This window comes from Curvibacter delicatus NBRC 14919, assembly GCF_001592265.1.
In the GTDB taxonomy this organism is placed as follows: Bacteria; Pseudomonadota; Gammaproteobacteria; order Burkholderiales; family Burkholderiaceae_C; genus Hylemonella; species Hylemonella delicata.
This window is the reverse complement of the sequence record NZ_BCWP01000047.1, coordinates 1-19,298: the sequence shown is the minus strand read 5'-3', so window position 1 is coordinate 19,298 and position 19,298 is coordinate 1. Positions and strand designations below refer to the sequence as shown.

Genomic DNA, 19,298 nt, shown 5'->3' with positions numbered 1-19,298 from the left:
AAGTAATATCCCTATCTCAGATCATTCCCGACTGAAGAGACAGGAAAAATCTGTCAAAAGACTTTTGCCCGCCGGCAGGCAATGACGTCGGCCAAGAGCCGACACGGATCAACCCACACACCGCCCCATCTATGTATACCGCCATCAAGTTCCTGCATCTGGTTTCTGCCATTGTCTGGCTCGGTGGCATGACCTTCATGCTGATCGCCCTGCGTCCGGCCCTGGGCGAGCTGTTGCCGCCACCGCAGCGCCTGCCACTGCTGGCCGGCGTGCTGCGCCGTTTCTTCACGCTGGTGTGGGGCGCCGTCCTGCTGCTGCTGCTCAGCGGCGGTTTCATGATGAGCCAGGCCGGCTCACTGGCGATGCCGATCGGCTGGCACCTGATGGCCGGCATCGGCGTGCTGATGTGCCTGATCTTCGGCCACCTCTATTTCGCCCCCTATCGGCGCCTGCAGGCGGCGCTGGCCGCCGCCGACTGGCCCGAAGGCGGCCGGCGCGCCAACCAGATCGCCCTGCTGGTGACCGTGAATTTCTGGTTGGGCTGGCTGGCGCTGGCCGCCGTCACCTTCCTGGCCTGAACGCGCTCCGCGCCACATCCCCGTCATGCTGCCGCCCCTGCCCTGCTACCTCAACGGCGACTACACGCTGCTGCCGGACGCCAAGATCAGCGTCATGGACCGCGGCTTCATCTTTGGCGACGGCGTCTATGAAGTGCTGCCGGTCTATGGCGGCTGCCTGTTCTGCTTCGAGCAGCACATGGCACGCCTGGAGCGCAGCCTGGCCGAGCTGCGCATTCCGAACCCGAACACACGGGCGCAGTGGCACGAGATTGCTACGAAACTGATAGCTGGTTACGCCGCATCCACGGGCGCCAAGGTCGAAAACATTGATCAAATGGTGTACATCCAGGTGACGCGCGGCGTGGCGCTGCGCGACCACGCCATGATCGAGGGCCTGACACCCACGGTATTCGTCCTCAGCAATGCCCTGAAGGCGCCGACGGCGGAACAGCGCCGCGACGGCGTGGCCTGCGTCACCGCCGACGACTTCCGCTGGCAGAAGGCCCATATCAAGAGCGTGAGCCTGCTGGGCGCCGTGCTGGCGCGCCAGATCAGTGTCGACGCCGGTGCGGCCGAGACCATCATGTTCCGCGACGGTTTCCTGAGCGAAGCCGCCGCCAGCAACGTCTGGGTGGTGAAGGACGGCATCCTCATGGGCCCGCCCAAAGACAACCTGGTGCTTGAAGGCATCCGCTACGCCCTGCTGGAGGAGATCTGCCGCACGCAGGGCATCCCGCTGGCGTTGCGCCGCATCAGCCGCGCCGAAGTACTGGCGGCCGACGAGGTGCTGCTGAGTTCAGCCACCAAGGAGGTGCTGCCTGTTTGCCGCATCGACGGCCAGCCCGTGGGCAGCGGCCAGCCCGGCCCCCTTTATGCACGGCTGTATGCCGGCTACCAGGCGATCAAGACCCGATCGCGCAACGAACAGTGCCATCCCCGCACGGAGAACCCATCGTCATGAGCCAGCCCCCCTCGTCCGCCGCCCCTGGCGGCAACCCGCGTGCCGACACGCTGATCGAATACCCCTGCCGCTTCCCGATCAAGGTCATGGGCGACAAGGTGGACGGCTTCGTCCATGCCGTGACCACGATCGCGCATGCCTTCGACCCGGTGTTCGACGCCAGCACCATCGAGTTGCGCGAGAGCAAGGGCGGCAACTACCTCGGCATCACCATCACCATCACAGCCACCAGCCGTGAGCAGCTCGACGAGCTGTACCGCACGCTGTCGACCCACCCGATGGTTAAAGTGGTGCTTTGAAGATGCCTCCCCCAGGCTACGCGCCCTTCGTTCGCTGCACCACCCCCTCCTGCTGCGCGGAGGGGGCGCACTCGGCGGCCTGGCAGAGCCAGTTCCGCGCGTGCCCCCGTACCAACGCCGGGCATTGACAGGACTTTGAATGGATACGCACTTCTTGGGCCGAGTGGAATACCTGCCCACCTATGCCGCCATGCAGGCCTTCACCGCCGCGCGCACGGCCGACACAGAGGACGAACTCTGGATCTGCGAGCACCCGCCGGTGTTCACGCAAGGCTTGGCCGGCCAGGCCGACCATGTGCTGGTGCCGGGCGACATCCCCGTGGTGGCCACCAACCGCGGCGGCCAGGTGACCTACCACGGCCCGGGCCAGGTGGTGGCCTACCCGCTGATCGACCTCAAGCGTGCCGGCTACTTCGTCAAGGAATACGTCTACCGCGTTGAGGAAGCCGTCATCAGGACGCTGGCGCACTTCGGCGTCACCGGCCACCGTGTGGCCGGCGCCCCCGGTATCTATGTACGGCTGGCCGATCCGGCCTCGCACGCCGCGCTGCCGCAGCGGCCGCAGAAATCCACACTCGTCCAGGCGCCCGATTTCACCGGCCTGGGCAAGATCGCCGCCTTGGGCATCAAGGTCAGCCGCAACTGCACCTACCACGGCGTGGCGCTCAACGTGGCCATGGACCTGGAACCCTACTCGCGCATCAACCCTTGCGGTTATGCCGGGCTGCAAACCGTGGACCTTTCTACAATCGGGGTATCCGTCGACTGGACGGATGCCGCCCACGTCTTGAGCCAGAAACTCGTTACTTATCTGGCGCCTTGAGCGCCGCCCCACACCATGAGCACCCCCGAATCCAGCACGGTCCGCGAAGCACAAACTGTCGACAACTACGACCCGTCGGCCAAACAGAAGGCCGCCGCCAAGCTCTCGCGCATCCCGGTCAAGGTGGAGGCAGGCGAGGTGTTGAAGAAGCCGGAATGGATCCGTGTCAAGGCCGGTTCGCCCACCACACGCTTCTATGAAATCAAGGACATCCTGCGCACCAACAAGCTGGTGACGGTGTGCGAGGAAGCCAGCTGCCCCAACATCGGCGAATGCTTCGGCAAGGGCACGGCCACCTTCATGATCATGGGCGACAAGTGCACACGCCGCTGCCCGTTCTGCGACGTCGGCCACGGCCGCCCGGACCCGCTCGACGTGAACGAGCCGGAGAACCTGGCCAAGACCATCGCCGCGCTGAAACTGAAGTACGTGGTGATCACCAGCGTGGACCGCGACGACCTGCGCGACGGCGGCGCCGGCCACTTTGTGGAGTGCATCTGCAAGACGCGCGAGCTCTCGCCCGGCACGCAGATCGAGGTACTGGTGCCCGACTTCCGTGGCCGTGATGACCGCGCGCTGGAAATCCTGAAGGCCGCGCCGCCGGACGTGATGAACCACAACCTGGAAACCGTGCCGCGCCTGTACAAACAGGCCCGCCCGGGCAGCGACTACCAGTTCTCGCTCAACCTGCTGAAGAAGTTCAAGGCCCTGTTCCCCAACGTGCCGACCAAGAGCGGCCTGATGGTGGGCTTGGGCGAGACCGATGAAGAAATTCTCGAGACGATGCGCGACATGCGGGCGCACAACATCGAGATGCTGACCATCGGCCAGTACCTCGCGCCGTCCAATTCGCACCTGCCGGTCAAGCGCTATGTGCACCCGGACACCTTCAAGATGTTCGAGGAAGAGGCCTACAAGATGGGCTTCACCCATGCCGCGGTGGGCGCCATGGTGCGCAGTTCGTACCACGCCGACCAGCAGGCACACGCCGCGAGCCTGGCGCGATGAGCACACGCCTGGTCACCGACGAACTCGAACTGTTGCAGTCGCTGGCCGACCTGCCACAGCACCCGCGCATCATCGAACTGGGCTGCGGTGCGGCCCACCTGTCGCGCCAACTGCTGCAGCGCTACCCAGCCAGTACCGTCACCGGCCTGGAGGTCGATGAACGCCAGATGGCGAAGAACCGGCTGAAGCCGCAAGAGCGCCTGCATTTCGTACAAGCCGGCGCCCAGGCGATTCCGTTTGCCGACGGCAGTTTCGACCTGGCACTGATGCTGAAGTCGCTGCACCACGTGCCGCTGGACCTGCTGGACCAGGCGCTGGCCGAAGTGCACCGTGTACTGCGGCCACAAGGCCTGCTCTATGTGTCGGAACCGGTGTTTGCCGGCGCGCTCAACGAGGTGATGCGCCTGTTCCACGACGAGGAGGTGGTGCGCGCCGCCGCGCTGGCCGCAGTGCAACGGGCCGTGGCCTCCGGCGCCTGGGAGCAGGTGGACGAGGTCTTCTTCGAGACCCCGGTGCATTACCGCGACTTTGCCGAGTTCGAGCAGCGCATGATCGGCGTGACCTTCGTCACGCACCGGCTCGATGCCGCCACACTGGCCGCGGTGCGCGCACGCTTCGAGCCGCACATGACAGCCGATGGTGCCCACTTTGTGCGGCCGATGCGCATCAACCTGCTGCGCAGGTGTTAAGCGGCGCAACGCCTGTTTGCTACAAAATAGATAGCTTGACGCGCATATTCAGCAAGGGCTTGAGCCCGATTTCATGCTGAATCAAGCGGGCGTCATGGCGTCCCAGGCCTTGATCGCCTCGGCGGCGTACATCAGCGCCGGGCCGCCACCCATGTAGACGCAGACCGCCAGCATCTCTTCGAGTTCGGCGCGCGTGCAGTCAAGCTTGCGTAGCGCCTTGACATGAAAACCAATGCAGCCGGAACAACGCTGCGTTACACCGATGGCCAAGGCCATCAGTTCCTTGTGTTTGGTGCTCAGTGCGCCCTCCGCCATGGACGCGCGCGCCAACTGGCCAAAACCGGCCATGGCGTCGGGTTGCGCCTTGCGAAAGGGCGCCAGGCATTCATTGATGTCCTGGATCAGGCCGGCGTGATCAAACGTGCTCATGAAAAAACTACGGTAGTTGATACCCCACGGAGTTTGCAACCCTACCGGAGCAGCGGGCTTGATGCAGCGCAATCGACTAGATCAGCCGGCCAGCAGCGAGGCGGGCTCGTCATGCACCAGCACCGCCTGCGCCCAAGGCGCGAGCTTGCTGGTGTCGGCACGCAGCACCTCCTGCTTGACCGCCAGGATCTGCGCCGGGTGCATGGAGAAGCTGCGCAGGCCGAGGCCCAGCAGCAGGCGTGTCATGGCAATGTCGCCTGCCATCTCACCACACACGCTGACCTCTTTGCCTTGGGCGCGGCATTCGGCAATGGTGTCGGCCACCAGACGCAGCACCGCCGGGTGCAGCGGGTCATAGAGGTGGGCGACCGATTCGTCGGCACGGTCAATGGCCAGGGTGTACTGGATCAGGTCGTTGGTGCCGATGGACAGGTAATCGAAATGGCGCAAAAAGGTCTTGAGCATCAGCGCCGCCGCGGGAATCTCGATCATGGCGCCCAACTGCACGGCGCCAAACGTGTGTCCGTCGCGCGTCAGTTCAGCGCGTGCCTGCTCGATCAGCGCCAGGGTCTGGCGAATCTCGCTCAGGTGCGCCAGCATCGGGATCAGCATCTTGACCGGACCATGCGCCGCTGCACGCAGGATGGCACGCAATTGGGTCAGGAACATGGCTGGATCGGCCAGGCTCCAGCGGATGGCGCGCAGCCCCAGCGCCGGGTTGAGGTAAGCCGTCTCAGGCAGGTTGCCGTCCATCGGCTTGTCCGCCCCGACGTCCACCGTACGGATGGTGACCGGCAGGCCGTTCATGCCTTCCACCGCACGCCGGTAGGCCTGGTACTGCTCTTCTTCATCAGGCAGCTGGCTCTGGCGCCCCATGAAAAGGAATTCGCTGCGGAACAGGCCGACGCCCACCGCACCCGCCCGCATGGCGGCCGGTGCGTCTTCCGGCATCTCGATGTTGGCCAACAGCTCCACCCGCTCGCCATCCAGCGTGATGGCCGGTGTATTGAGCAGGCGCCCCAGGCGGCTGCGTTCGAGCTCCACCTGGCGTTGCTTGTAACCGTACTCGGCCAGGATGATGGGCGAGGGATCGACGATGACGACACCGGCGTCGCCATCGATGATGACCCAGTCGTCCTGCCGCACCAGCTGGCTGGCCGTCCGCGCGCCCACCACGGCCGGAATGTCCATGCTGCGCGCCACGATGGCGGTGTGCGAGGTCTTGCCGCCCACATCGGTCACGAAGCCGGCGAACACGCCCTGCTTGAACTGCAGCATGTCGGAAGGTGACAGCTCATGCGCGATCAGCACCAGCGGCACGTCGGTGTCATCGAGCTGCAGATCCTGCTGTGCCGGCTTGCGCCCACTGCGCACCACCGTGGGAAGGGTCGGCGAGGCAACACCCTGCATGGCGCGCAGCACCTTCTCGGTGATCTGCTCCAGGTCGGCTTTGCGCTCACGCAGGTACTCGTCCTCCATCTCGTCGAACTGGCGCGCCACCATCTCCAGCTGGGTGGTCAGCGCCCATTCGGCGTTGTAGAGGCGGTCTTGAATCCAGTGCTTGACGCCGCCGATCAGCTCCTCGTCCTGCAGCATCATCAGGTGCACGTCCAGCAGCGCCCGCAACTCGTTGGGCGCGTCCTTCGGCCCCAGCTGCGAGATGGTCTGCTGCAGGCGATGGATTTCCTCCACCACGGCATTGCGTCCGCTGCGGACGCGGTCGATTTCGCTTTCGATCTGGGCCGGATCGATGAAGTAATGCGCCACATCCACGCGGCTGGAGGCCACCAGCACGGCACGCCCGATGGCAATGCCGCGCGCAACCGCCAGCCCGTGGATGGAAAACGTCATGGCTTCACCACTGACTGTTCCGTCGCCGGGCCGCCCGCGTGGCAAGACCCGCGCTTCGCGTGTGCGGGCGAAACGCGGCCCCCGTCCCGCCCAGTGGGGGCAGGGAGCCACACGCAGTGGGGGACCGTGGGGGTCAACATGTCACTCCCCTTCCCCGAACTTGTCGTTGATCAGGGCCACCATGGCATCGACCGCCTCCTGCGCGCGGTCACCCTCGGCATCGAGCTCCACCGTGGTGCCGATGCCGGCGGCCAGCATCATCACCCCCATGATGCTTTTGGCATTCACGCGGCGCTCGCCACGTGCAATCCAGATCTCGCAGGGAAAGCTGCCCGCCAGCTTGGTGAGTTTGGCTGAAGCGCGAGCATGCAGCCCGAGCTTGTTGCTGATGGTCGCACTGGCCTTGATCATTCTTTCTGTCCTCGTTGTTCTTTTCTTCGTCCTGCTCGCTTACACACTGGCAGCCACCTGCATCACGCCCTGGCTGCCACCGCTGACGGCACGTGCCGTCAACTCATCAATCGGTTCGTGCTGGTACGTCACCGCGCGCAGCAACATGGGCAGATTCACGCCAGCCACCAGCCGGGCCTGTACGTTCCCCAGCAATTGCCGCGCCACATTGCAGGGCGTTGCCCCCATGACATCCGTCAGCAGCAAGACGGGGGCTCCAGCAAACTTGGCTGTGACCGCCTGCCGCGCCGCAGTCAGGCTCTCCTGTGCGGAGGCATCAGCGGGCACATCGAACGCCAGCACATCGTCGACCCGCTCCGGAAAGACGTGCGCAACGCACTGGCGCAGTGCACTGGCCAGCGGGGCATGGGCGATGATGAAAATGCCGTTGTTCATGAGACAGTGGATGCCCCATTATGGCTTTTTGCCACCAGGAAATACATGTAAGAAGCCATACACAATGTGAGAAAAACAGCCAGCGCCCCCTGAAACGCCCGAGCCGGCGACCAGCCCAGCGCCTGCAAGCCATCGACCAGCAAGCCGATGCCCCACTGCATCATGAAGATGCCGGCAAAAATGACCAGGTTGTAGGCTGACAGCGCCCGGCCTGCCAACTCGGGCGGAAACGCCATGCCCACCGCCGGTTGCGCCAGTGAAATGAATGTGCTGCTGACGCAGAACAGCGCCAGCACCAGACCGGTTGACGACGACAGCGCATCGCCCGCGAGGCAGATGACGGCCAGCAACAGCAAACTGAAAGGTGCGCCCCAGGTGATCAGGCGGTCGACATGGAGGCCGCGTCGCGCCAGCCGGGGGTTGATCAGCCCCCACGCCCAGAAAGCAACCAGCATGGCCACATTGATCCAGAACAGGCCGGTGGCCGCCTGCACCGGCGTGTAGCCGGCCACCCGGATCATCCACGGCACAGCCCACAAGGTCTGGATCGCCACCATGCCGCCGTAATTGAAGAACCCGATCGGCGTCATCTTGCGGAAATAAGGATGGCGCCAGACTTCCGCGTAACTGCGTTTGGCTGGGGCTTGACCCACTGCGGGCGATTGTGCCTGCCAGGCGGGCACCTGCCAGGCGATCACCACCATGGCCAGCACGGTCAGGCCGGCCAGGCCCCAGAAGAGCGGCCGCCAGCCCAGCAGCGGCATGAGCCACTGCACCGGCAAGGTGGCTGCCACCATGCCCATGGAGCCGGTCATCAGCATCCATGAATTGGCACGCAGCTGCGTGGTTGCACTGAACCAGCGGCGATAACCTGTCAGCGGGGCCATCAGACAAGCCCCCAAACCGGCGCCACACAGGATGCGGGCCAGCAACAGCCCCCCGAAACTGGTGGCCCATGAGAACGCCAGACAGCCCGCCACCGCCATCGCCAGGAAACTCAGGATCACTTTTTTCGGACCGTGACGGTCCAACCAGTTCCCGAGCGGCAATTGCATGGCAGAAAACCCCAGGAAATAGCCGCCGGCCAGCAACCCCAGATCGCGCGCACTGAGCGCGAACTCCTGTGTCAGTGTCGGCGACAGCGTCGCCGTGATGGCCCGGATCAAGGCCGAAAAGAAATAGGCAAAGGCGAAAGTCAGAAAGACCACCACCGCGGTGCGCCGCGACAACATGCTCATTGAAACTCGAATCCTGAAAAGTAAGGCTCGGCCACATCCGCCCCCACCTTATCGGCATAAATGACCGCGTGATAAAGGTGTTTTCCTTGCGAGAACCACGCGCCCTGCGCCACCACGGCCTTACCGTCGGCGCGGCGCCCCTGGGCCGTCAACCGCACAGGCTTCGGCGCTGTCGCCGCACCTTTAGGTTTGTAGGTCTCCAACTGCGAACCGGCCGCCTGCATGTTCGCCAGCATGGCGGCCTGCCAGGCCGTCTGCGCCGCGTCCACCTCGCTCGCATCGTCGAGCTCGACATGGGCCACGGCAAACATGGCACCAGCTGCTTCACAGCCCACCATCTGCATCTCGACCATCTTGCCAGCCAGCGGCATCTGGCGGCTGCCGTGGTCGGGCTTGCAGGGCAACAAGGCCTTGAGTCCGCCATCGAAGCGGACTTCGCGCCAATTCAGCGCCGGGCTGCAGGCCGCCAGCAGGACACTGCTGAGCATGAAAGCGCTAAGGGTACGTCGCATTCACCGATTATCGCGGCAGCCTTCATCGCATTTGCATGCCGGGCACTGGTCGCCCGTTATGGGGTTGCCTCTTTATTTCAGCGCACCAAATACCTTGCTCAGCACGGCACTGCCGCTGCCCACCGGATCGCGCCGGATCTTGCGCTCCTCTTCACCGATCACGAAATACAGCCCATCCAGCGCTTTGCCGGTGACGTACTGCTGGATGCTGGCCGCATCCCGCCCCACCAGCCCCAATTCCGCCGCCCGGCCCGCAATCTGGTTGTATTTGTTCGCCAAGCCCAGCTTTTCAGTGCTGCGCGTGACCACCGGCAGGAATTTCTGGCCCAGCGGTGTGCGTGTTTTTTCGGCAAAAAAGGTGGTGACGGACGTGTCGCCACCACTGAGAATCTTCTTGGCATCCTCGATCCCCATGCTGCGCACCGCCCCCAGCAGCAAATCACGCGCCTGCGGCACAGCGGCTTCTGCCGCACGGTTCATGGCAGTCACCAACTCGTCCAGCTGCTGGCCTTGCCCCAGGGTCCGCAACAGTGTTGCCGCCTCATTGAGGTAGCCGGGCAAAGGAATGCGAACTTTTTCGTTGCCGAGGAATCCATTGGGTTGGCCCAACTGCAGAACCGCAGCCTTGGCCCCCTGCTCCAACGCTGTTTTCAACCCTTGAGAAGCTTCGCCCTGACTGAGATCCGCCAAGGACATGGCCTGCGCCGCTCCGCCTGACAGACCAAGGCACGCGCCCAGCACCGGCATCCAAACGGAATTAAACTCGCGACGATCCATGAAAGTTCCCCAGCTATGAAACGTGCACTCTATCTTGCCGCATTCTTGGTGGTCGTGGCCTCGGCCTGGATGATGTTCCAGAGCACGAGCATCAGTACCGCACCCGACTCCACCTTCGTGCTGCTCGACGGTTCCAAGAAAAGCACGGCCGACCTCAAGGGGCGGGTCACACTGGTGAACTTCTGGGCGACCAGCTGCACCACCTGTGTGGCCGAGATGCCCAAGATCATCGCTACGCATGACAAGTACCACGCCCGCGGCTTCGACACCCTGGCGGTCGCCATGAGCTATGACCCACCCAGCTACGTGGTGAACTTTGCGGAAACACGCAAGCTGCCGTTCCAGGTGGCCATTGACAACACGGGCACCGTGGCCAAGGCCTGGGGTGATGTGCGTCTGACGCCAACCACCTACATCGTCAACAAGCGTGGCGAGATCGTGAAGCGCTACATTGGCGAGCCGGACTTCGCCGAGCTGCATCGCCTGATCGAGGAATTGCTGGCACAGGCTTGAAGACTTTCCCCAACAAAAAGGGCGGCTCTGTGAGCCGCCCTTTTTGTTGTTGGCGTGACTGCTTACTTGGCGCGGAAGTCGTCATGGCACGCCTTGCAGGTGCCCGACGTCGCGTTGACAGCCGTCTTGATGCTGTCAAGGTTGCCGGTCTTGGCGGCTGCAGCCAACTTGCCCATTTCCAGCTGCAGCTTGTCGGCATCGGCCTTGAATTTGGCCTGCTCTTTCCAGATCTCCGGCTTGGCTTTGGTGTCACCCTTGTCGGTGCCTTCGCCGAAAGCTGCCCATGGCAGTTTGGACATGCTCTCTGCAATGGCTGCGTTGTCAGCTGCCGCCTTGGCATCAAACGGAACTTTGCCGGCGGCCATCGCACCAATGCGGGCGAAATGCTGTTGCATCACGAACAAGGCGCTCTTGCGGTACTTGATCGCGTCGTCCGGTTTGGCGAATTGCGCCGAGGCCGAACCGGCGAATCCGAATGCGGCGCCCGCGAGAATGAGGAGGCTGAGTGCTTTCATGTTGTTCCTTGTTGGGTTGAGGGTGGACACTGACCCGCTAAGGAGTCTAGCGCCGTATCAAAAGTTCTGCCTTTTTCGCCATCTCAGGGAAAATACCAATCAGCACCCCTGCCCCGCTGTTTTCAACAACAAGGCTTTCACATGACACACAAAGTCAGAGTATGGGACCTCCCCACCCGCGTTTTTCACTGGACACTCGCCGCCTGTGTCATTGCCCTGGTTGCTACCGGCCAGATTGGCGGCCCTGCCATGGACTGGCACTTCCGCCTTGGTTATGTGGTGCTGACCTTGCTCCTGTTCCGTCTGGCTTGGGGCCTGGTCGGCGGCCACTGGTCGCGCTTCGCCACCTTCCTCTACGCGCCATCGACCCTGCTGCGCTATCTGCGCGGCCAGGGCGGACCCGAACTCAGCACCGGGCACAACCCACTGGGTGCCGGTTCGGTATTCGCCTTGCTGTTTTTTCTGTTGCTTCAAGTTGCGACCGGCCTCATCAGCGATGATGAAATCGCCTCCAGCGGTCCGTTGACCAGCCTGGTCCCGGGCAGTTGGGTGAGCCAGGCCACTTGGTATCACCATAGCGTCGGCAAGCTGGTGCTCATTGTGCTGGTTGCCCTGCACGTGGCGGCCATTCTTTTCTATGTCTTGCGCAAGCGCCAGAATCTGATCCGCCCCATGCTGCTGGGCGACAAGGAGGTCGAGCAAGCGCAGCCATCTTCGCGCGACGATGCGCGTGCACGATTGCTTGCCATCGTATTGCTCGCCGTCTGCGCCGGCCTGGTCACCTTGCTCCTGAAGCTGGCACCGGTCGCTTATTGAGCCGACGGCTGGCGCAGCAGGCTTTGCCGGTAAAGCGGCATGACCAGCTCCGCGATACGCGCCAGGTCCTGCACCCGGGCCTCAGGATTGGGGTGCGTGCTGAGGAATTCTGGTGGCCGACCACCGCCTGAGCGCATCATTTTCTGCCACAGCGTCGTTGCGGCACGCGGGTCGTAACCCGCGCGTGCGGCCAACTCCACCCCCATCTGGTCCGCCTCCACTTCAGCCTCCCGGCTGTGTGGCAAGCTCAATGTCACGTCGCTCACGATATCGCCCAGTTGCCCCAGGGCACGGCTGCCTGTCGTGATCGCCAACAGAAGACCCGGCAACTGGGCCGCATATTGCAGTGACACCTGCTCACGCACGTGCTCGCGCAAGGCATGGGCAATTTCATGCCCCATCACCGCCGCCAGCTCGTTGTCCGTCAACTGCAGTTGGTTGATGAGACCGGCATAAACGCCGATCTTGCCGCCGGCCATGCAAAAGGCATTGACCTCCTCGCTTTGAAACACGTTGATTTCCCACCGCCAGCTTCGTGCGTCTTGACGAAACACCGGTGTTTGCGCGATCAGCTTGCGCGCAATGCCCTGCACCCGCGCCACCATCGCCGGATCGCGATTCAGCTGTTGCTTGCGCGCAGCCTCCTGCACCTGCTTGGTGTAGGCCTGGGCCGATGCCGCATCGATTTCCTGCGCACTGACCGCCATGCTCTGCTGACGCGTGATGCCGACGGTCCCCGGTTGCGTGGTTTGTACTGTCTGGCAGGCGCTGACCAAGATACCCAATGCAAACGCCAGCGCCAGACGGTATTGACGATGCCGTCCTTGCCTGGGTTGCTGCCCGTAATTGACGCTAAACTTTGAACTCATGCCCTGTGCTTTGCTGTGAATACCAAATCCATTGACATCGTCACCCCGCGAACTGCGGATGAACTCGACACCGTGCGAGACATTTTCCGCGAGTATGCCGCGAGCCTCAAAGTCGACCTGTGCTTTCAGGGTTTTGACCAGGAGCTTGCCACGCTGCCTGGTGAGTACGCCGAGCCACGCGGTGCGTTGCTGATGGCCACTGTTGATGGCGTCGTTGCCGGTTGTTGCGCCCTGCGCCCCATGGACACCGTGGACTACTCCAATGCCTGTGAGATGAAGCGGCTCTATGTCCGCTCCGCCTTTCGCGGACTGGGCGTCGGCCGCCAGCTGGCTGACGCCATCATGGATGCCGCCCGCATCGCCGGCTACGACTATGTTCTGCTCGACACACTGGACGACATGGAGGCCGCGCGCACCCTCTACGAAGACCTTGGGTTTGAGGAGATCCCACCCTACTACCACAACCCAATAGCTGGCGCGCACTACCTCAAGGCCACGCTGTAATTGCACGTCTCAAATGAAAAGACCGCTGAAGCCAATCAGCGGTCTTTTCATTGAGCCTGCGTTGTTCAAGCCTTTGCTTGTGCCAGCAACGTATCAGCGCCACTCACTTCAAACTTGCCAGGCCCCTCGATATTGAGGGTCGCCACTTTTCCATTCTTCACCAGCATGGAATAACGGTTGCTGCGCAACCCCATGCCGCGCGCCGTCAGATCCAGGGTCAGCCCCGTCGCCTTGGCGAAATCAGCGCTGCCATCGGCCAGCATGCGCACCTTGCCTTCGGTTTTCTGGTCGCGGGCCCAGGCGCCCATGACAAAGGCGTCATTGACGCTGACACACCAGATTTCATCCACACCGGCAGCCTTGAGTTCGTTGAACTTCTCGACATAACCTGGCACATGCTTGGCTGAGCAGGTCGGCGTATAGGCCCCCGGCAGGCCGAAGATGGCAATCGTCTTGCCCGCAACGGCCTTGCTCACGTCAACCGGATTGGGACCGATGCTGCAGCCATTGCCCTCGACCTCCGAGTACTCCATCAGGGTGGCGGCGGGAAGGGTGTCACCGACTTTGATCATCTTGCGCTCCTCGTGTTGAAAAGTTGTCTGAAAAAACAAAAACGGCTCACATTGTGAGCCGTTTTTTTCAGTCCTGCAGCGAGTGCTGCAAAGGGCTTAGACCGCAGCAGCCTTTTCAACCAAACGGGTGGCAACCCAGTTCTTGGTCTTGGAAATCGGCTTGCTTTCGGTGATCTCGATGACATCACCCAGTTTGTACTCACCCTTTTCATCATGGGCGTGGTACTTGCTCGATTTGGCCACGATCTTGCCGTAGAGCTCGTGCTTGACACGACGCTCGACCAGCACGGTCACAGTCTTTGCGCGCTTGTCGCTGACCACCTTGCCAATCAAGGTGCGCTTGAGGGATTTTTTAGCTTCCGTCATTCAGTGCTCCTTATTTGGCGGCTTGCTTTTCAGCAAGAATGGTCTTGGCACGAGCGATGGCACGACGGGTCGTGCGCAGCGTGGACGTGTTGTTCAGCTGTTGCGTGGCTTTTTGCATGCGCAGGCCAAAGTGGGCTTTTTGCAGCTCTTTGACTTCCGCTTCCAGGCCGGCAACGTCTTTCTGGCGCAGTTCAGCAGCTTTCATTTCTTCATTCTCCTGATTACTGGCCGATCATGCGGCTGACAAAGGTGGTACGCAGCGGCAGCTTGGCAGCGGCCAGACGGAAAGCCTCGCGAGCGAGTTCTTCGGGCACGCCGACGATCTCGAACACGATCTTGCCGGGCTGAATTTCAGCCACGTAATACTCCGGGTTACCTTTACCGTTACCCATACGCACTTCAGCAGGCTTCTGGGAAATCGGCTTGTCGGGGAACACACGGATCCAGATGCGGCCGCCGCGCTTGACGTGACGCGAAATCGCACGACGAGCCGATTCGATCTGGCGCGCCGTCAGACGGCCGCGATCGGTACATTTCAGGCCGAAGTCGCCAAAAGCCACGGTGCTGCCACGGGTAGCGATACCCGTGTTGCGGCCTTTTTGCTCCTTGCGGTATTTTCTACGTGCAGGTTGCAGCATGTTTATTCTCCTTTGGCGCCGTCAGCTGCTGCAGCTGGCGCGGCGACTTTGCGGACGCGCTTAACGGCGGTTTTCGGGGCATCGGCACCAGTGGCCTCTGCGGGTTTGTCGCTGCCATCAGCAGGCGCAACGTTGCCACCGGCCGGACGGCGTGCACCGCGCGGAGCGGGACGGTCAGAACCAGGACGGGCATCGCGACGCGGGCCACGGGGGCGACGCTCTTCATCAGGACGCGGGGTCTCGACGGCCGGCAGGTCATTACGACCCAGCGTATCGCCCTTGTAGACCCACACCTTGACGCCGATTACACCGTAGGTGGTCTTGGCTTCGGAGGTGCCGTAGTCGATGTCGGCGCGCAGGGTGTGCAGCGGCACACGACCTTCGCGGTACCACTCGGTACGGGCGATCTCGATGCCGTTCAGACGGCCAGACGACATGATCTTGATGCCCAGGGCACCCAGACGCATGGCGTTCTGCATGGCGCGCTTCATGGCGCGGCGGAACATGATGCGCTTCTCGAGCTGCTGCGTAATGCTGTCGGCGATCAGCTTGGCATCGATTTCGGGCTTGCGCACTTCTTCGATGTTGACGGCGACCGGCACACCCAGCTGCTTGCCGAGTTCGCGCTTCAGGTTCTCGATGTCCTCGCCTTTCTTGCCGATCACGACGCCCGGACGAGCCGAGAAAATCGTGATGCGGGCGTTCTTGGCCGGACGCTCGATCAGAACGCGCGACACCGAAGCGTTCTTCAGCTTGGTCTTCAGGTACTCGCGCACCTTGATGTCTTCTGCCAGCATGCCGGCAAAGTCACGGTTGTTGGCGTACCAGCGAGAAGCCCAGTTGCGGCTGACCGCGAGGCGAAAGCCGGTGGGGTTGATTTTTTGTCCCATATCTTCCAGACCTCTTTCAGTTGCCCACCGTCACGTACACATGGCACGTGGGCTTGCTGATACGGTTGCCGCGGCCTTTGGCGCGCGCGGTAAAGCGCTTGAGCGTAGTGCCCTGCTCGACGTAGATGGTCTTGACCTTCAGTTCGTCGATATCGGCACCGTCGTTGTGCTCGGCATTGGCAATCGCGGACTCCAGAACCTTCTTGATGATCACGGCAGCTTTTTTCTGCGTGAATTGCAGGATGTTCAGGGCTTGGTCCACTTTCTTGCCGCGGATCAGATCGGCGACCAGACGGCCTTTGTCGACCGACAGGCGAACGCCACGAAGGGTTGCACGTGTTTCCATGGTCAACCTCCTTATTTCTTCTGGACTTTTTTGTCCGCAGGGTGACCCTTGAAAGTACGAGTGAGTGCGAACTCACCCAACTTGTGGCCCACCATTTGGTCGGTGATATAGACCGGCACGTGCTGCTTGCCGTTGTGCACCGCGATGGTCAAGCCGATGAACTCGGGCAGGATCATGGAGCGACGCGACCAGGTCTTGATCGGCTTTTTATCCTTGGAGGTCACGGCCTTGTCAGCCTTGGCCACCAGGTGATGGTCCACAAATGGACCCTTTTTAAGAGAGCGAGTCATTTGCGTTCCCCTTACTTCTTACGACGCGACACAATCATCACTTGTGTGCGCTTGTTGTTGCGGGTACGGTAACCCTTGGTCAGATTACCCCAAGGATCGACAGGATGACGGCCCTCGCCGGTCTTACCTTCACCACCACCATGGGGGTGATCCACCGGGTTCATCACCACACCGCGAACGGTCGGGCGAATACCCATCCAGCGCTTCACACCGGCCTTGCCGAGTTGACGCAGGCTGTGCTCTTCATTGGCAACCTGGCCAATGGTGGCACGGCATTCAATGTGAATCTTGCGCACTTCACCCGAGCGCATACGCACCTGAGCGTAAGTACCTTCGCGAGCCAGCAAGGTCGCGGATGCACCGGCGGAACGAACCACCTGAGCACCTTTGCCCACTTGCAGCTCGATGCAGTGAATGATCGAGCCCACGGGAATGTTGCGGATCGGCAGGGTGTTACCAACACGGATCGGTGCTTCAGAACCGCTCATGATGGTCGCGCCTACTTCCAGGCCACGCGGCGCAATGATGTAGCGACGCTCGCCGTCGGCATAGCACACCAGGGCGATGTGGGCCGAACGGTTCGGGTCGTACTCGATGCGCTCGACCTTGGCCGGAATCGCATCCTTGTTGCGCTTGAAGTCAACCACACGGTAGTGGTGCTTGTGACCACCGCCCTTGTGACGGGTGGTGATGTGACCGTTGTTGTTACGGCCTGCCTGCTGGAACTGCGGCTCGAGCAGGGGAGCGTAAGCCTCACCCTTGTGCAGGTGATCACGCGAGATCTTCACCACGCCACGACGGCCCGGCGAAGTCGGTTTCATCTTGATAACAGCCATGATTACGCGGCCTCCCCGGAGAGGTTCAGCTCTTGACCCGGCTTCAGCATCACATAGGCTTTGCGAACATTGTCGCGACGGCCGACGGATTTGCCAAAACGCTTGGTCTTGCCTTTGGTGTTGACCACAGAAACAGCCTTGACCTCGACCTTGAACATCAATTCCACAGCGGCCTTGATTTCGGGCTTGGTAGCATCCTGCAGCACCTTGAACGTCACAGCATTGCTCTTCTCAGCCACCATCGTTGCCTTTTCAGACACGATCGGGGCGACGAGCACCTGCATCAGACGACCTTCTTCAAATTTGACGGCGCTCATGCGAACATCTCCTTGAGTTTGTCCACAGCAGCCTTGGTGACCAGCACCTTGCGGTAGTGAACCAGCGACACCGGATCGGCGTAACGCGGCTCAACCACCAGCACATTCACCAGATTGCGGGAAGCCAGGTACAGGTTTTCGTCGACTTCGTCGGCAATCACCATCACGGAGTCCAGATTCATCGCCTTGAACTTGGCAGCCAGTGCCTTGGTCTTGGGAGACTCGACCCTGAGGGAGTCAACCACGGCCAGACGGCCTTCGCGAGCCAGTTGCGAGAAGATCGACGCCATGCCGGCGCGGTACATCTTCTTGTTGATTTTCTGGGTGAAGTTCTCTTCCGGGCTGTTCGGGAAGATACGACCGCCCCCGCGCCACAGCGGCGAGGATGTCATACCTGCACGAGCACGGCCGGTTCCCTTCTGCTTGAAGGGCTTCTTGGTGGAGTGCTTGACCTGTTCGCGGTCTTTTTGGGCACGGGTGCCTTGACGCGCGTTGGCCTGGAAAGCCACCACGATCTGGTGAACCAGATCTTCGTTGTATTCACGACCAAACACGGTATCAGGGGCTTCCAGCTTGGAAGCAGCCTGGCCTTGGTCATTCAGGAGTTCGAGCTGCATCAGTTCGCTCCTTTCGCGCTCTTGGCTTTGACCTTGATGGCCGGACGCACAGTCACGAAACCGCCAGCGGAACCAGGGATCGCGCCCTTGATCAGCAGCAGTTGACGTGCTTCGTCAATACGGATCACATCCAGGTTCTGGGTGGTCACGGTTTCGTCGCCCATGTGGCCGGTCATCTTCTTGCCCGGGAACACACGACCCGGATCCTGCGCCATCGAGATGGAGCCCGGGACATTGTGCGAACGGCTGTTACCGTGGGAAGCGCGCTGCGAACTGAAGTTGTGGCGCTTGATGGTACCGGCGTAACCCTTACCGATGGAGGTGCCTTGCACGTCCACTTTCTGGCCAACGGCGAACACCGCCGTCACAGGCACGGTCGCACCAGCCTTGTACTGCGCAGCAGCATCCGGCGTGACACGGAATTCTTGAATGATTTCACCGGCTTCAACACCTGCCTTGGCAAGGTGGCCAGCTTCCGGCTTGGTGACGCGCGAAGCTTTGCGCGAACCAAACGTCACCTGCAGGGCAACGTAGCCGTCGTTCTCTTGGGTTTTCACCTGGGTCACACGGTTGTTGGACACATCCACCACCGTGACGGGCACTGCGTCCCCGTCATCGGTGAACAGACGCATCATGCCCACCTTGCGGCCCAGCAACCCGAGGGAGTTGCTCAGACTCATGTTTTTCTCCTTGGCTTTCACCGCTGCAACTTCAATTGGCTACAGCGTTTTGGCGTGAAAGAGGGTTAATAAAACTCCGCCAGATCCAATACAGAATCCGGCAGAGCCAAGAAGTATAACGCGAACCGCCTTTTCAGGCAAGTCCGCGCCATACCCAGCTTTTCGGGATCCCGACAACCGTCGGAATCCCGTTTTGACTTACTGCAGCTTGATTTCCACGTCCACGCCAGCAGGCAGATCGAGCTTCATCAACGCGTCGACCGTCTTGTCGGTCGGGTCAACGATGTCCATCAGACGCTGGTGGGTGCGGATTTCGAGCTGGTCGCGGCTCGTCTTGTTGACGTGCGGCGAACGCAGAATGTCGAAACGCTTCATGCGCGTCGGCAGGGGCACCGGGCCCTTGACGATGGCGCCGGTGCGCTTGGCGGTATCCACAATCTCAGCGGCCGACTGGTCGATGAGTTTGTAGTCAAACGCCTTGAGGCGAATGCGGATTTTTTGCTTGGTGGCCATGGTAATTCCTTGTTGCTTGCGAA

The 19,298-nt window shown here is 61.7% G+C and carries 30 protein-coding genes; 9 read left to right on the top strand and 21 right to left on the bottom strand.

Annotation, left to right across the window (positions count from 1 at the left end):
• Positions 1–131: 131 nt before the first annotated feature.
• The 6 genes from CDE01S_RS16345 to CDE01S_RS16320 all read left to right on the top strand — a co-directional run bounded on the left by CDE01S_RS16345 (position 132) and on the right by CDE01S_RS16320 (position 4,340).
• The gene (locus CDE01S_RS16345; protein ID WP_066710042.1) at positions 132–578 is read left to right on the top strand and encodes a CopD family protein; all 447 of its coding nucleotides are present in this window, start codon (positions 132–134) and stop codon (positions 576–578) included.
• 25 nt (positions 579–603) lie between these two features.
• The gene (locus CDE01S_RS16340) at positions 604–1,521 is read left to right on the top strand and encodes a D-amino acid aminotransferase (RefSeq protein ID WP_066710038.1); all 918 of its coding nucleotides are present in this window, start codon (positions 604–606) and stop codon (positions 1,519–1,521) included.
• Positions 1,518–1,820: a YbeD family protein gene (locus CDE01S_RS16335; RefSeq protein ID WP_066710035.1), complete on the top strand. Its 303-nt coding sequence runs from the start codon at positions 1,518–1,520 to the stop codon at positions 1,818–1,820. The genes CDE01S_RS16340 and CDE01S_RS16335 overlap by 4 nt, the downstream gene beginning before the upstream one ends.
• 139 nt (positions 1,821–1,959) lie before the next feature.
• Positions 1,960–2,643: a lipoyl(octanoyl) transferase LipB gene (lipB, locus tag CDE01S_RS16330; RefSeq protein ID WP_066710032.1), complete on the top strand. Its 684-nt coding sequence runs from the start codon at positions 1,960–1,962 to the stop codon at positions 2,641–2,643.
• A gap of 15 nt (positions 2,644–2,658) precedes the next feature.
• Positions 2,659–3,651 (top strand): lipoyl synthase, encoded by a 993-nt coding sequence (lipA, locus tag CDE01S_RS16325; RefSeq protein WP_066710029.1) that lies wholly within the window; start codon positions 2,659–2,661, stop codon positions 3,649–3,651.
• Positions 3,648–4,340, top strand: a complete 693-nt coding sequence (locus CDE01S_RS16320) for a class I SAM-dependent methyltransferase (RefSeq protein WP_066710026.1) — start codon at positions 3,648–3,650, stop codon at positions 4,338–4,340. Before lipA ends, CDE01S_RS16320 begins: the two co-directional genes overlap by 4 nt.
• 81 nt (positions 4,341–4,421) lie before the next feature.
• On the opposite strand, the gene CDE01S_RS16315 is transcribed toward CDE01S_RS16320, so the two are convergent.
• From CDE01S_RS16315 to CDE01S_RS16285, 7 genes are all read right to left on the bottom strand, one after another.
• Positions 4,422–4,769, bottom strand: coding sequence for a carboxymuconolactone decarboxylase family protein (locus CDE01S_RS16315; protein ID WP_066710023.1), 348 nt, complete (start codon positions 4,767–4,769; stop codon positions 4,422–4,424).
• Positions 4,770–4,850: 81 nt separating this feature from the next.
• Entirely contained in the window at positions 4,851–6,620 is a 1,770-nt protein-coding gene (gene ptsP / locus CDE01S_RS16310; protein WP_066710020.1) for a phosphoenolpyruvate--protein phosphotransferase, read from the bottom strand.
• A 141-nt stretch (positions 6,621–6,761) separates the two neighbouring features.
• Positions 6,762–7,031, bottom strand: a complete 270-nt coding sequence (locus CDE01S_RS16305) for an HPr family phosphocarrier protein (RefSeq protein WP_066710017.1) — start codon at positions 7,029–7,031, stop codon at positions 6,762–6,764.
• A 39-nt stretch (positions 7,032–7,070) separates the two neighbouring features.
• The gene (locus tag CDE01S_RS16300) at positions 7,071–7,466 is read right to left on the bottom strand and encodes a PTS sugar transporter subunit IIA (protein ID WP_066710014.1); all 396 of its coding nucleotides are present in this window, start codon (positions 7,464–7,466) and stop codon (positions 7,071–7,073) included.
• Positions 7,463–8,704, bottom strand: coding sequence for an MFS transporter (locus CDE01S_RS16295; RefSeq protein ID WP_066710011.1), 1,242 nt, complete (start codon positions 8,702–8,704; stop codon positions 7,463–7,465). The genes CDE01S_RS16300 and CDE01S_RS16295 overlap by 4 nt, the downstream gene beginning before the upstream one ends.
• On the bottom strand, positions 8,701–9,216 hold the full coding sequence (locus tag CDE01S_RS16290; protein WP_066710008.1) for a hypothetical protein: 516 nt from the start codon (positions 9,214–9,216) through the stop codon (positions 8,701–8,703). The genes CDE01S_RS16295 and CDE01S_RS16290 overlap by 4 nt, the downstream gene beginning before the upstream one ends.
• A gap of 72 nt (positions 9,217–9,288) precedes the next feature.
• Positions 9,289–9,993, bottom strand: a complete 705-nt coding sequence (locus CDE01S_RS16285) for a DUF4197 domain-containing protein (RefSeq protein WP_066710005.1) — start codon at positions 9,991–9,993, stop codon at positions 9,289–9,291.
• A gap of 69 nt (positions 9,994–10,062) precedes the next feature.
• Here CDE01S_RS16285 and CDE01S_RS16280 point away from each other — a divergent pair, with 69 nt between their 5' ends.
• Positions 10,063–10,506 (top strand): TlpA family protein disulfide reductase, encoded by a 444-nt coding sequence (locus CDE01S_RS16280; RefSeq protein WP_245636204.1) that lies wholly within the window; start codon positions 10,063–10,065, stop codon positions 10,504–10,506.
• Between the two features lie 62 nt (positions 10,507–10,568).
• Here the strand turns inward: CDE01S_RS16280 and CDE01S_RS16275 are convergent, their stop codons facing one another.
• Entirely contained in the window at positions 10,569–11,021 is a 453-nt protein-coding gene (locus CDE01S_RS16275) for a c-type cytochrome (protein WP_066709999.1), read from the bottom strand.
• A gap of 141 nt (positions 11,022–11,162) precedes the next feature.
• On the opposite strand from CDE01S_RS16275, the gene CDE01S_RS16270 reads away from it, so the two are divergent.
• Positions 11,163–11,837: a cytochrome b/b6 domain-containing protein gene (locus CDE01S_RS16270; protein WP_066709997.1), complete on the top strand. Its 675-nt coding sequence runs from the start codon at positions 11,163–11,165 to the stop codon at positions 11,835–11,837.
• Here the strand turns inward: CDE01S_RS16270 and CDE01S_RS16265 are convergent.
• On the bottom strand, positions 11,831–12,706 hold the full coding sequence (locus CDE01S_RS16265; protein WP_084382946.1) for a M48 family metallopeptidase: 876 nt from the start codon (positions 12,704–12,706) through the stop codon (positions 11,831–11,833). The two genes, CDE01S_RS16270 and CDE01S_RS16265, sit on opposite strands and share 7 nt — an antisense overlap.
• Positions 12,707–12,721: 15 nt before the next feature.
• On the opposite strand from CDE01S_RS16265, the gene CDE01S_RS16260 reads away from it, so the two are divergent.
• Complete coding sequence (locus CDE01S_RS16260; RefSeq protein WP_066709995.1) at positions 12,722–13,210, top strand: GNAT family N-acetyltransferase; 489 nt, start codon at positions 12,722–12,724, stop codon at positions 13,208–13,210.
• Between the two features lie 65 nt (positions 13,211–13,275).
• Here CDE01S_RS16260 and CDE01S_RS16255 read toward each other — a convergent pair whose 3' ends face one another.
• The 12 genes from CDE01S_RS16255 to rpsJ all read right to left on the bottom strand — a co-directional run bounded on the left by CDE01S_RS16255 (position 13,276) and on the right by rpsJ (position 19,275).
• Positions 13,276–13,782, bottom strand: coding sequence for a peroxiredoxin (locus CDE01S_RS16255; protein ID WP_066710047.1), 507 nt, complete (start codon positions 13,780–13,782; stop codon positions 13,276–13,278).
• Positions 13,783–13,878: 96 nt separating this feature from the next.
• A complete protein-coding gene (rpsQ, locus tag CDE01S_RS16250; RefSeq protein ID WP_066709993.1) occupies positions 13,879–14,148 on the bottom strand; it encodes a 30S ribosomal protein S17 in 270 nt (89 codons plus the stop codon).
• Between the two features lie 10 nt (positions 14,149–14,158).
• On the bottom strand, positions 14,159–14,353 hold the full coding sequence (rpmC, locus tag CDE01S_RS16245) for a 50S ribosomal protein L29 (protein WP_066709990.1): 195 nt from the start codon (positions 14,351–14,353) through the stop codon (positions 14,159–14,161).
• A 16-nt stretch (positions 14,354–14,369) separates the two neighbouring features.
• Positions 14,370–14,786, bottom strand: coding sequence for a 50S ribosomal protein L16 (gene rplP, locus CDE01S_RS16240; protein ID WP_066709988.1), 417 nt, complete (start codon positions 14,784–14,786; stop codon positions 14,370–14,372).
• 2 nt (positions 14,787–14,788) lie between these two features.
• Entirely contained in the window at positions 14,789–15,676 is an 888-nt protein-coding gene (gene rpsC, locus CDE01S_RS16235) for a 30S ribosomal protein S3 (protein WP_066709985.1), read from the bottom strand.
• Positions 15,677–15,692: 16 nt separating this feature from the next.
• Positions 15,693–16,022 (bottom strand): 50S ribosomal protein L22, encoded by a 330-nt coding sequence (gene rplV, locus CDE01S_RS16230; protein WP_057674139.1) that lies wholly within the window; start codon positions 16,020–16,022, stop codon positions 15,693–15,695.
• Between the two features lie 11 nt (positions 16,023–16,033).
• Positions 16,034–16,312: a 30S ribosomal protein S19 gene (gene rpsS / locus CDE01S_RS16225; protein ID WP_066709982.1), complete on the bottom strand. Its 279-nt coding sequence runs from the start codon at positions 16,310–16,312 to the stop codon at positions 16,034–16,036.
• Positions 16,313–16,323: 11 nt separating this feature from the next.
• Positions 16,324–17,148, bottom strand: a complete 825-nt coding sequence (gene rplB, locus CDE01S_RS16220) for a 50S ribosomal protein L2 (protein ID WP_066709975.1) — start codon at positions 17,146–17,148, stop codon at positions 16,324–16,326.
• Between the two features lie 2 nt (positions 17,149–17,150).
• Positions 17,151–17,465 (bottom strand): 50S ribosomal protein L23, encoded by a 315-nt coding sequence (rplW, locus tag CDE01S_RS16215; protein ID WP_066709973.1) that lies wholly within the window; start codon positions 17,463–17,465, stop codon positions 17,151–17,153.
• Positions 17,462–18,082, bottom strand: a complete 621-nt coding sequence (gene rplD / locus CDE01S_RS16210; RefSeq protein ID WP_066709971.1) for a 50S ribosomal protein L4 — start codon at positions 18,080–18,082, stop codon at positions 17,462–17,464. Before rplD ends, rplW begins: the two co-directional genes overlap by 4 nt.
• On the bottom strand, positions 18,082–18,762 hold the full coding sequence (gene rplC / locus CDE01S_RS16205; protein ID WP_066710044.1) for a 50S ribosomal protein L3: 681 nt from the start codon (positions 18,760–18,762) through the stop codon (positions 18,082–18,084). Before rplC ends, rplD begins: the two co-directional genes overlap by 1 nt.
• A gap of 198 nt (positions 18,763–18,960) precedes the next feature.
• Positions 18,961–19,275 carry a 30S ribosomal protein S10 gene (gene rpsJ / locus CDE01S_RS16200; protein ID WP_007838118.1) on the bottom strand — a complete coding sequence of 105 codons (315 nt, stop codon included), beginning with the start codon at positions 19,273–19,275 and terminating at the stop codon, positions 18,961–18,963.
• Positions 19,276–19,298 lie beyond the last annotated feature (23 nt).

Coding starts and splice junctions, on each gene's coding strand:
- rplD (WP_066709971.1), bottom strand. CDS start 18,082: ATGCAGCTCGAACTCCTGAATGACCAAGGCCAGGCTGCTTCCAAGCTG.
- lipA (WP_066710029.1), top strand. CDS start 2,659: ATGAGCACCCCCGAATCCAGCACGGTCCGCGAAGCACAAACTGTCGAC.
- CDE01S_RS16320 (WP_066710026.1), top strand. CDS start 3,648: ATGAGCACACGCCTGGTCACCGACGAACTCGAACTGTTGCAGTCGCTG.
- CDE01S_RS16265 (WP_084382946.1), bottom strand. CDS start 12,706: ATGAGTTCAAAGTTTAGCGTCAATTACGGGCAGCAACCCAGGCAAGGA.
- rpsQ (WP_066709993.1), bottom strand. CDS start 14,148: ATGACGGAAGCTAAAAAATCCCTCAAGCGCACCTTGATTGGCAAGGTG.
- ptsP (WP_066710020.1), bottom strand. CDS start 6,620: ATGACGTTTTCCATCCACGGGCTGGCGGTTGCGCGCGGCATTGCCATC.
- rplC (WP_066710044.1), bottom strand. CDS start 18,762: ATGAGTCTGAGCAACTCCCTCGGGTTGCTGGGCCGCAAGGTGGGCATG.
- CDE01S_RS16335 (WP_066710035.1), top strand. CDS start 1,518: ATGAGCCAGCCCCCCTCGTCCGCCGCCCCTGGCGGCAACCCGCGTGCC.
- rplB (WP_066709975.1), bottom strand. CDS start 17,148: ATGGCTGTTATCAAGATGAAACCGACTTCGCCGGGCCGTCGTGGCGTG.
- CDE01S_RS16300 (WP_066710014.1), bottom strand. CDS start 7,466: ATGAACAACGGCATTTTCATCATCGCCCATGCCCCGCTGGCCAGTGCA.
- CDE01S_RS16295 (WP_066710011.1), bottom strand. CDS start 8,704: ATGAGCATGTTGTCGCGGCGCACCGCGGTGGTGGTCTTTCTGACTTTC.
- CDE01S_RS16290 (WP_066710008.1), bottom strand. CDS start 9,216: ATGCGACGTACCCTTAGCGCTTTCATGCTCAGCAGTGTCCTGCTGGCG.
- rpsC (WP_066709985.1), bottom strand. CDS start 15,676: ATGGGACAAAAAATCAACCCCACCGGCTTTCGCCTCGCGGTCAGCCGC.
- rplV (WP_057674139.1), bottom strand. CDS start 16,022: ATGGAAACACGTGCAACCCTTCGTGGCGTTCGCCTGTCGGTCGACAAA.
- CDE01S_RS16340 (WP_066710038.1), top strand. CDS start 604: ATGCTGCCGCCCCTGCCCTGCTACCTCAACGGCGACTACACGCTGCTG.
- CDE01S_RS16285 (WP_066710005.1), bottom strand. CDS start 9,993: ATGGATCGTCGCGAGTTTAATTCCGTTTGGATGCCGGTGCTGGGCGCG.
- CDE01S_RS16255 (WP_066710047.1), bottom strand. CDS start 13,782: ATGATCAAAGTCGGTGACACCCTTCCCGCCGCCACCCTGATGGAGTAC.
- CDE01S_RS16315 (WP_066710023.1), bottom strand. CDS start 4,769: ATGAGCACGTTTGATCACGCCGGCCTGATCCAGGACATCAATGAATGC.
- CDE01S_RS16345 (WP_066710042.1), top strand. CDS start 132: ATGTATACCGCCATCAAGTTCCTGCATCTGGTTTCTGCCATTGTCTGG.
- rplW (WP_066709973.1), bottom strand. CDS start 17,465: ATGAGCGCCGTCAAATTTGAAGAAGGTCGTCTGATGCAGGTGCTCGTC.
- rplP (WP_066709988.1), bottom strand. CDS start 14,786: ATGCTGCAACCTGCACGTAGAAAATACCGCAAGGAGCAAAAAGGCCGC.
- CDE01S_RS16305 (WP_066710017.1), bottom strand. CDS start 7,031: ATGATCAAGGCCAGTGCGACCATCAGCAACAAGCTCGGGCTGCATGCT.
- CDE01S_RS16270 (WP_066709997.1), top strand. CDS start 11,163: ATGACACACAAAGTCAGAGTATGGGACCTCCCCACCCGCGTTTTTCAC.
- rpsJ (WP_007838118.1), bottom strand. CDS start 19,275: ATGGCCACCAAGCAAAAAATCCGCATTCGCCTCAAGGCGTTTGACTAC.
- CDE01S_RS16275 (WP_066709999.1), bottom strand. CDS start 11,021: ATGAAAGCACTCAGCCTCCTCATTCTCGCGGGCGCCGCATTCGGATTC.
- rpmC (WP_066709990.1), bottom strand. CDS start 14,353: ATGAAAGCTGCTGAACTGCGCCAGAAAGACGTTGCCGGCCTGGAAGCG.
- CDE01S_RS16280 (WP_245636204.1), top strand. CDS start 10,063: ATGATGTTCCAGAGCACGAGCATCAGTACCGCACCCGACTCCACCTTC.
- rpsS (WP_066709982.1), bottom strand. CDS start 16,312: ATGACTCGCTCTCTTAAAAAGGGTCCATTTGTGGACCATCACCTGGTG.
- lipB (WP_066710032.1), top strand. CDS start 1,960: ATGGATACGCACTTCTTGGGCCGAGTGGAATACCTGCCCACCTATGCC.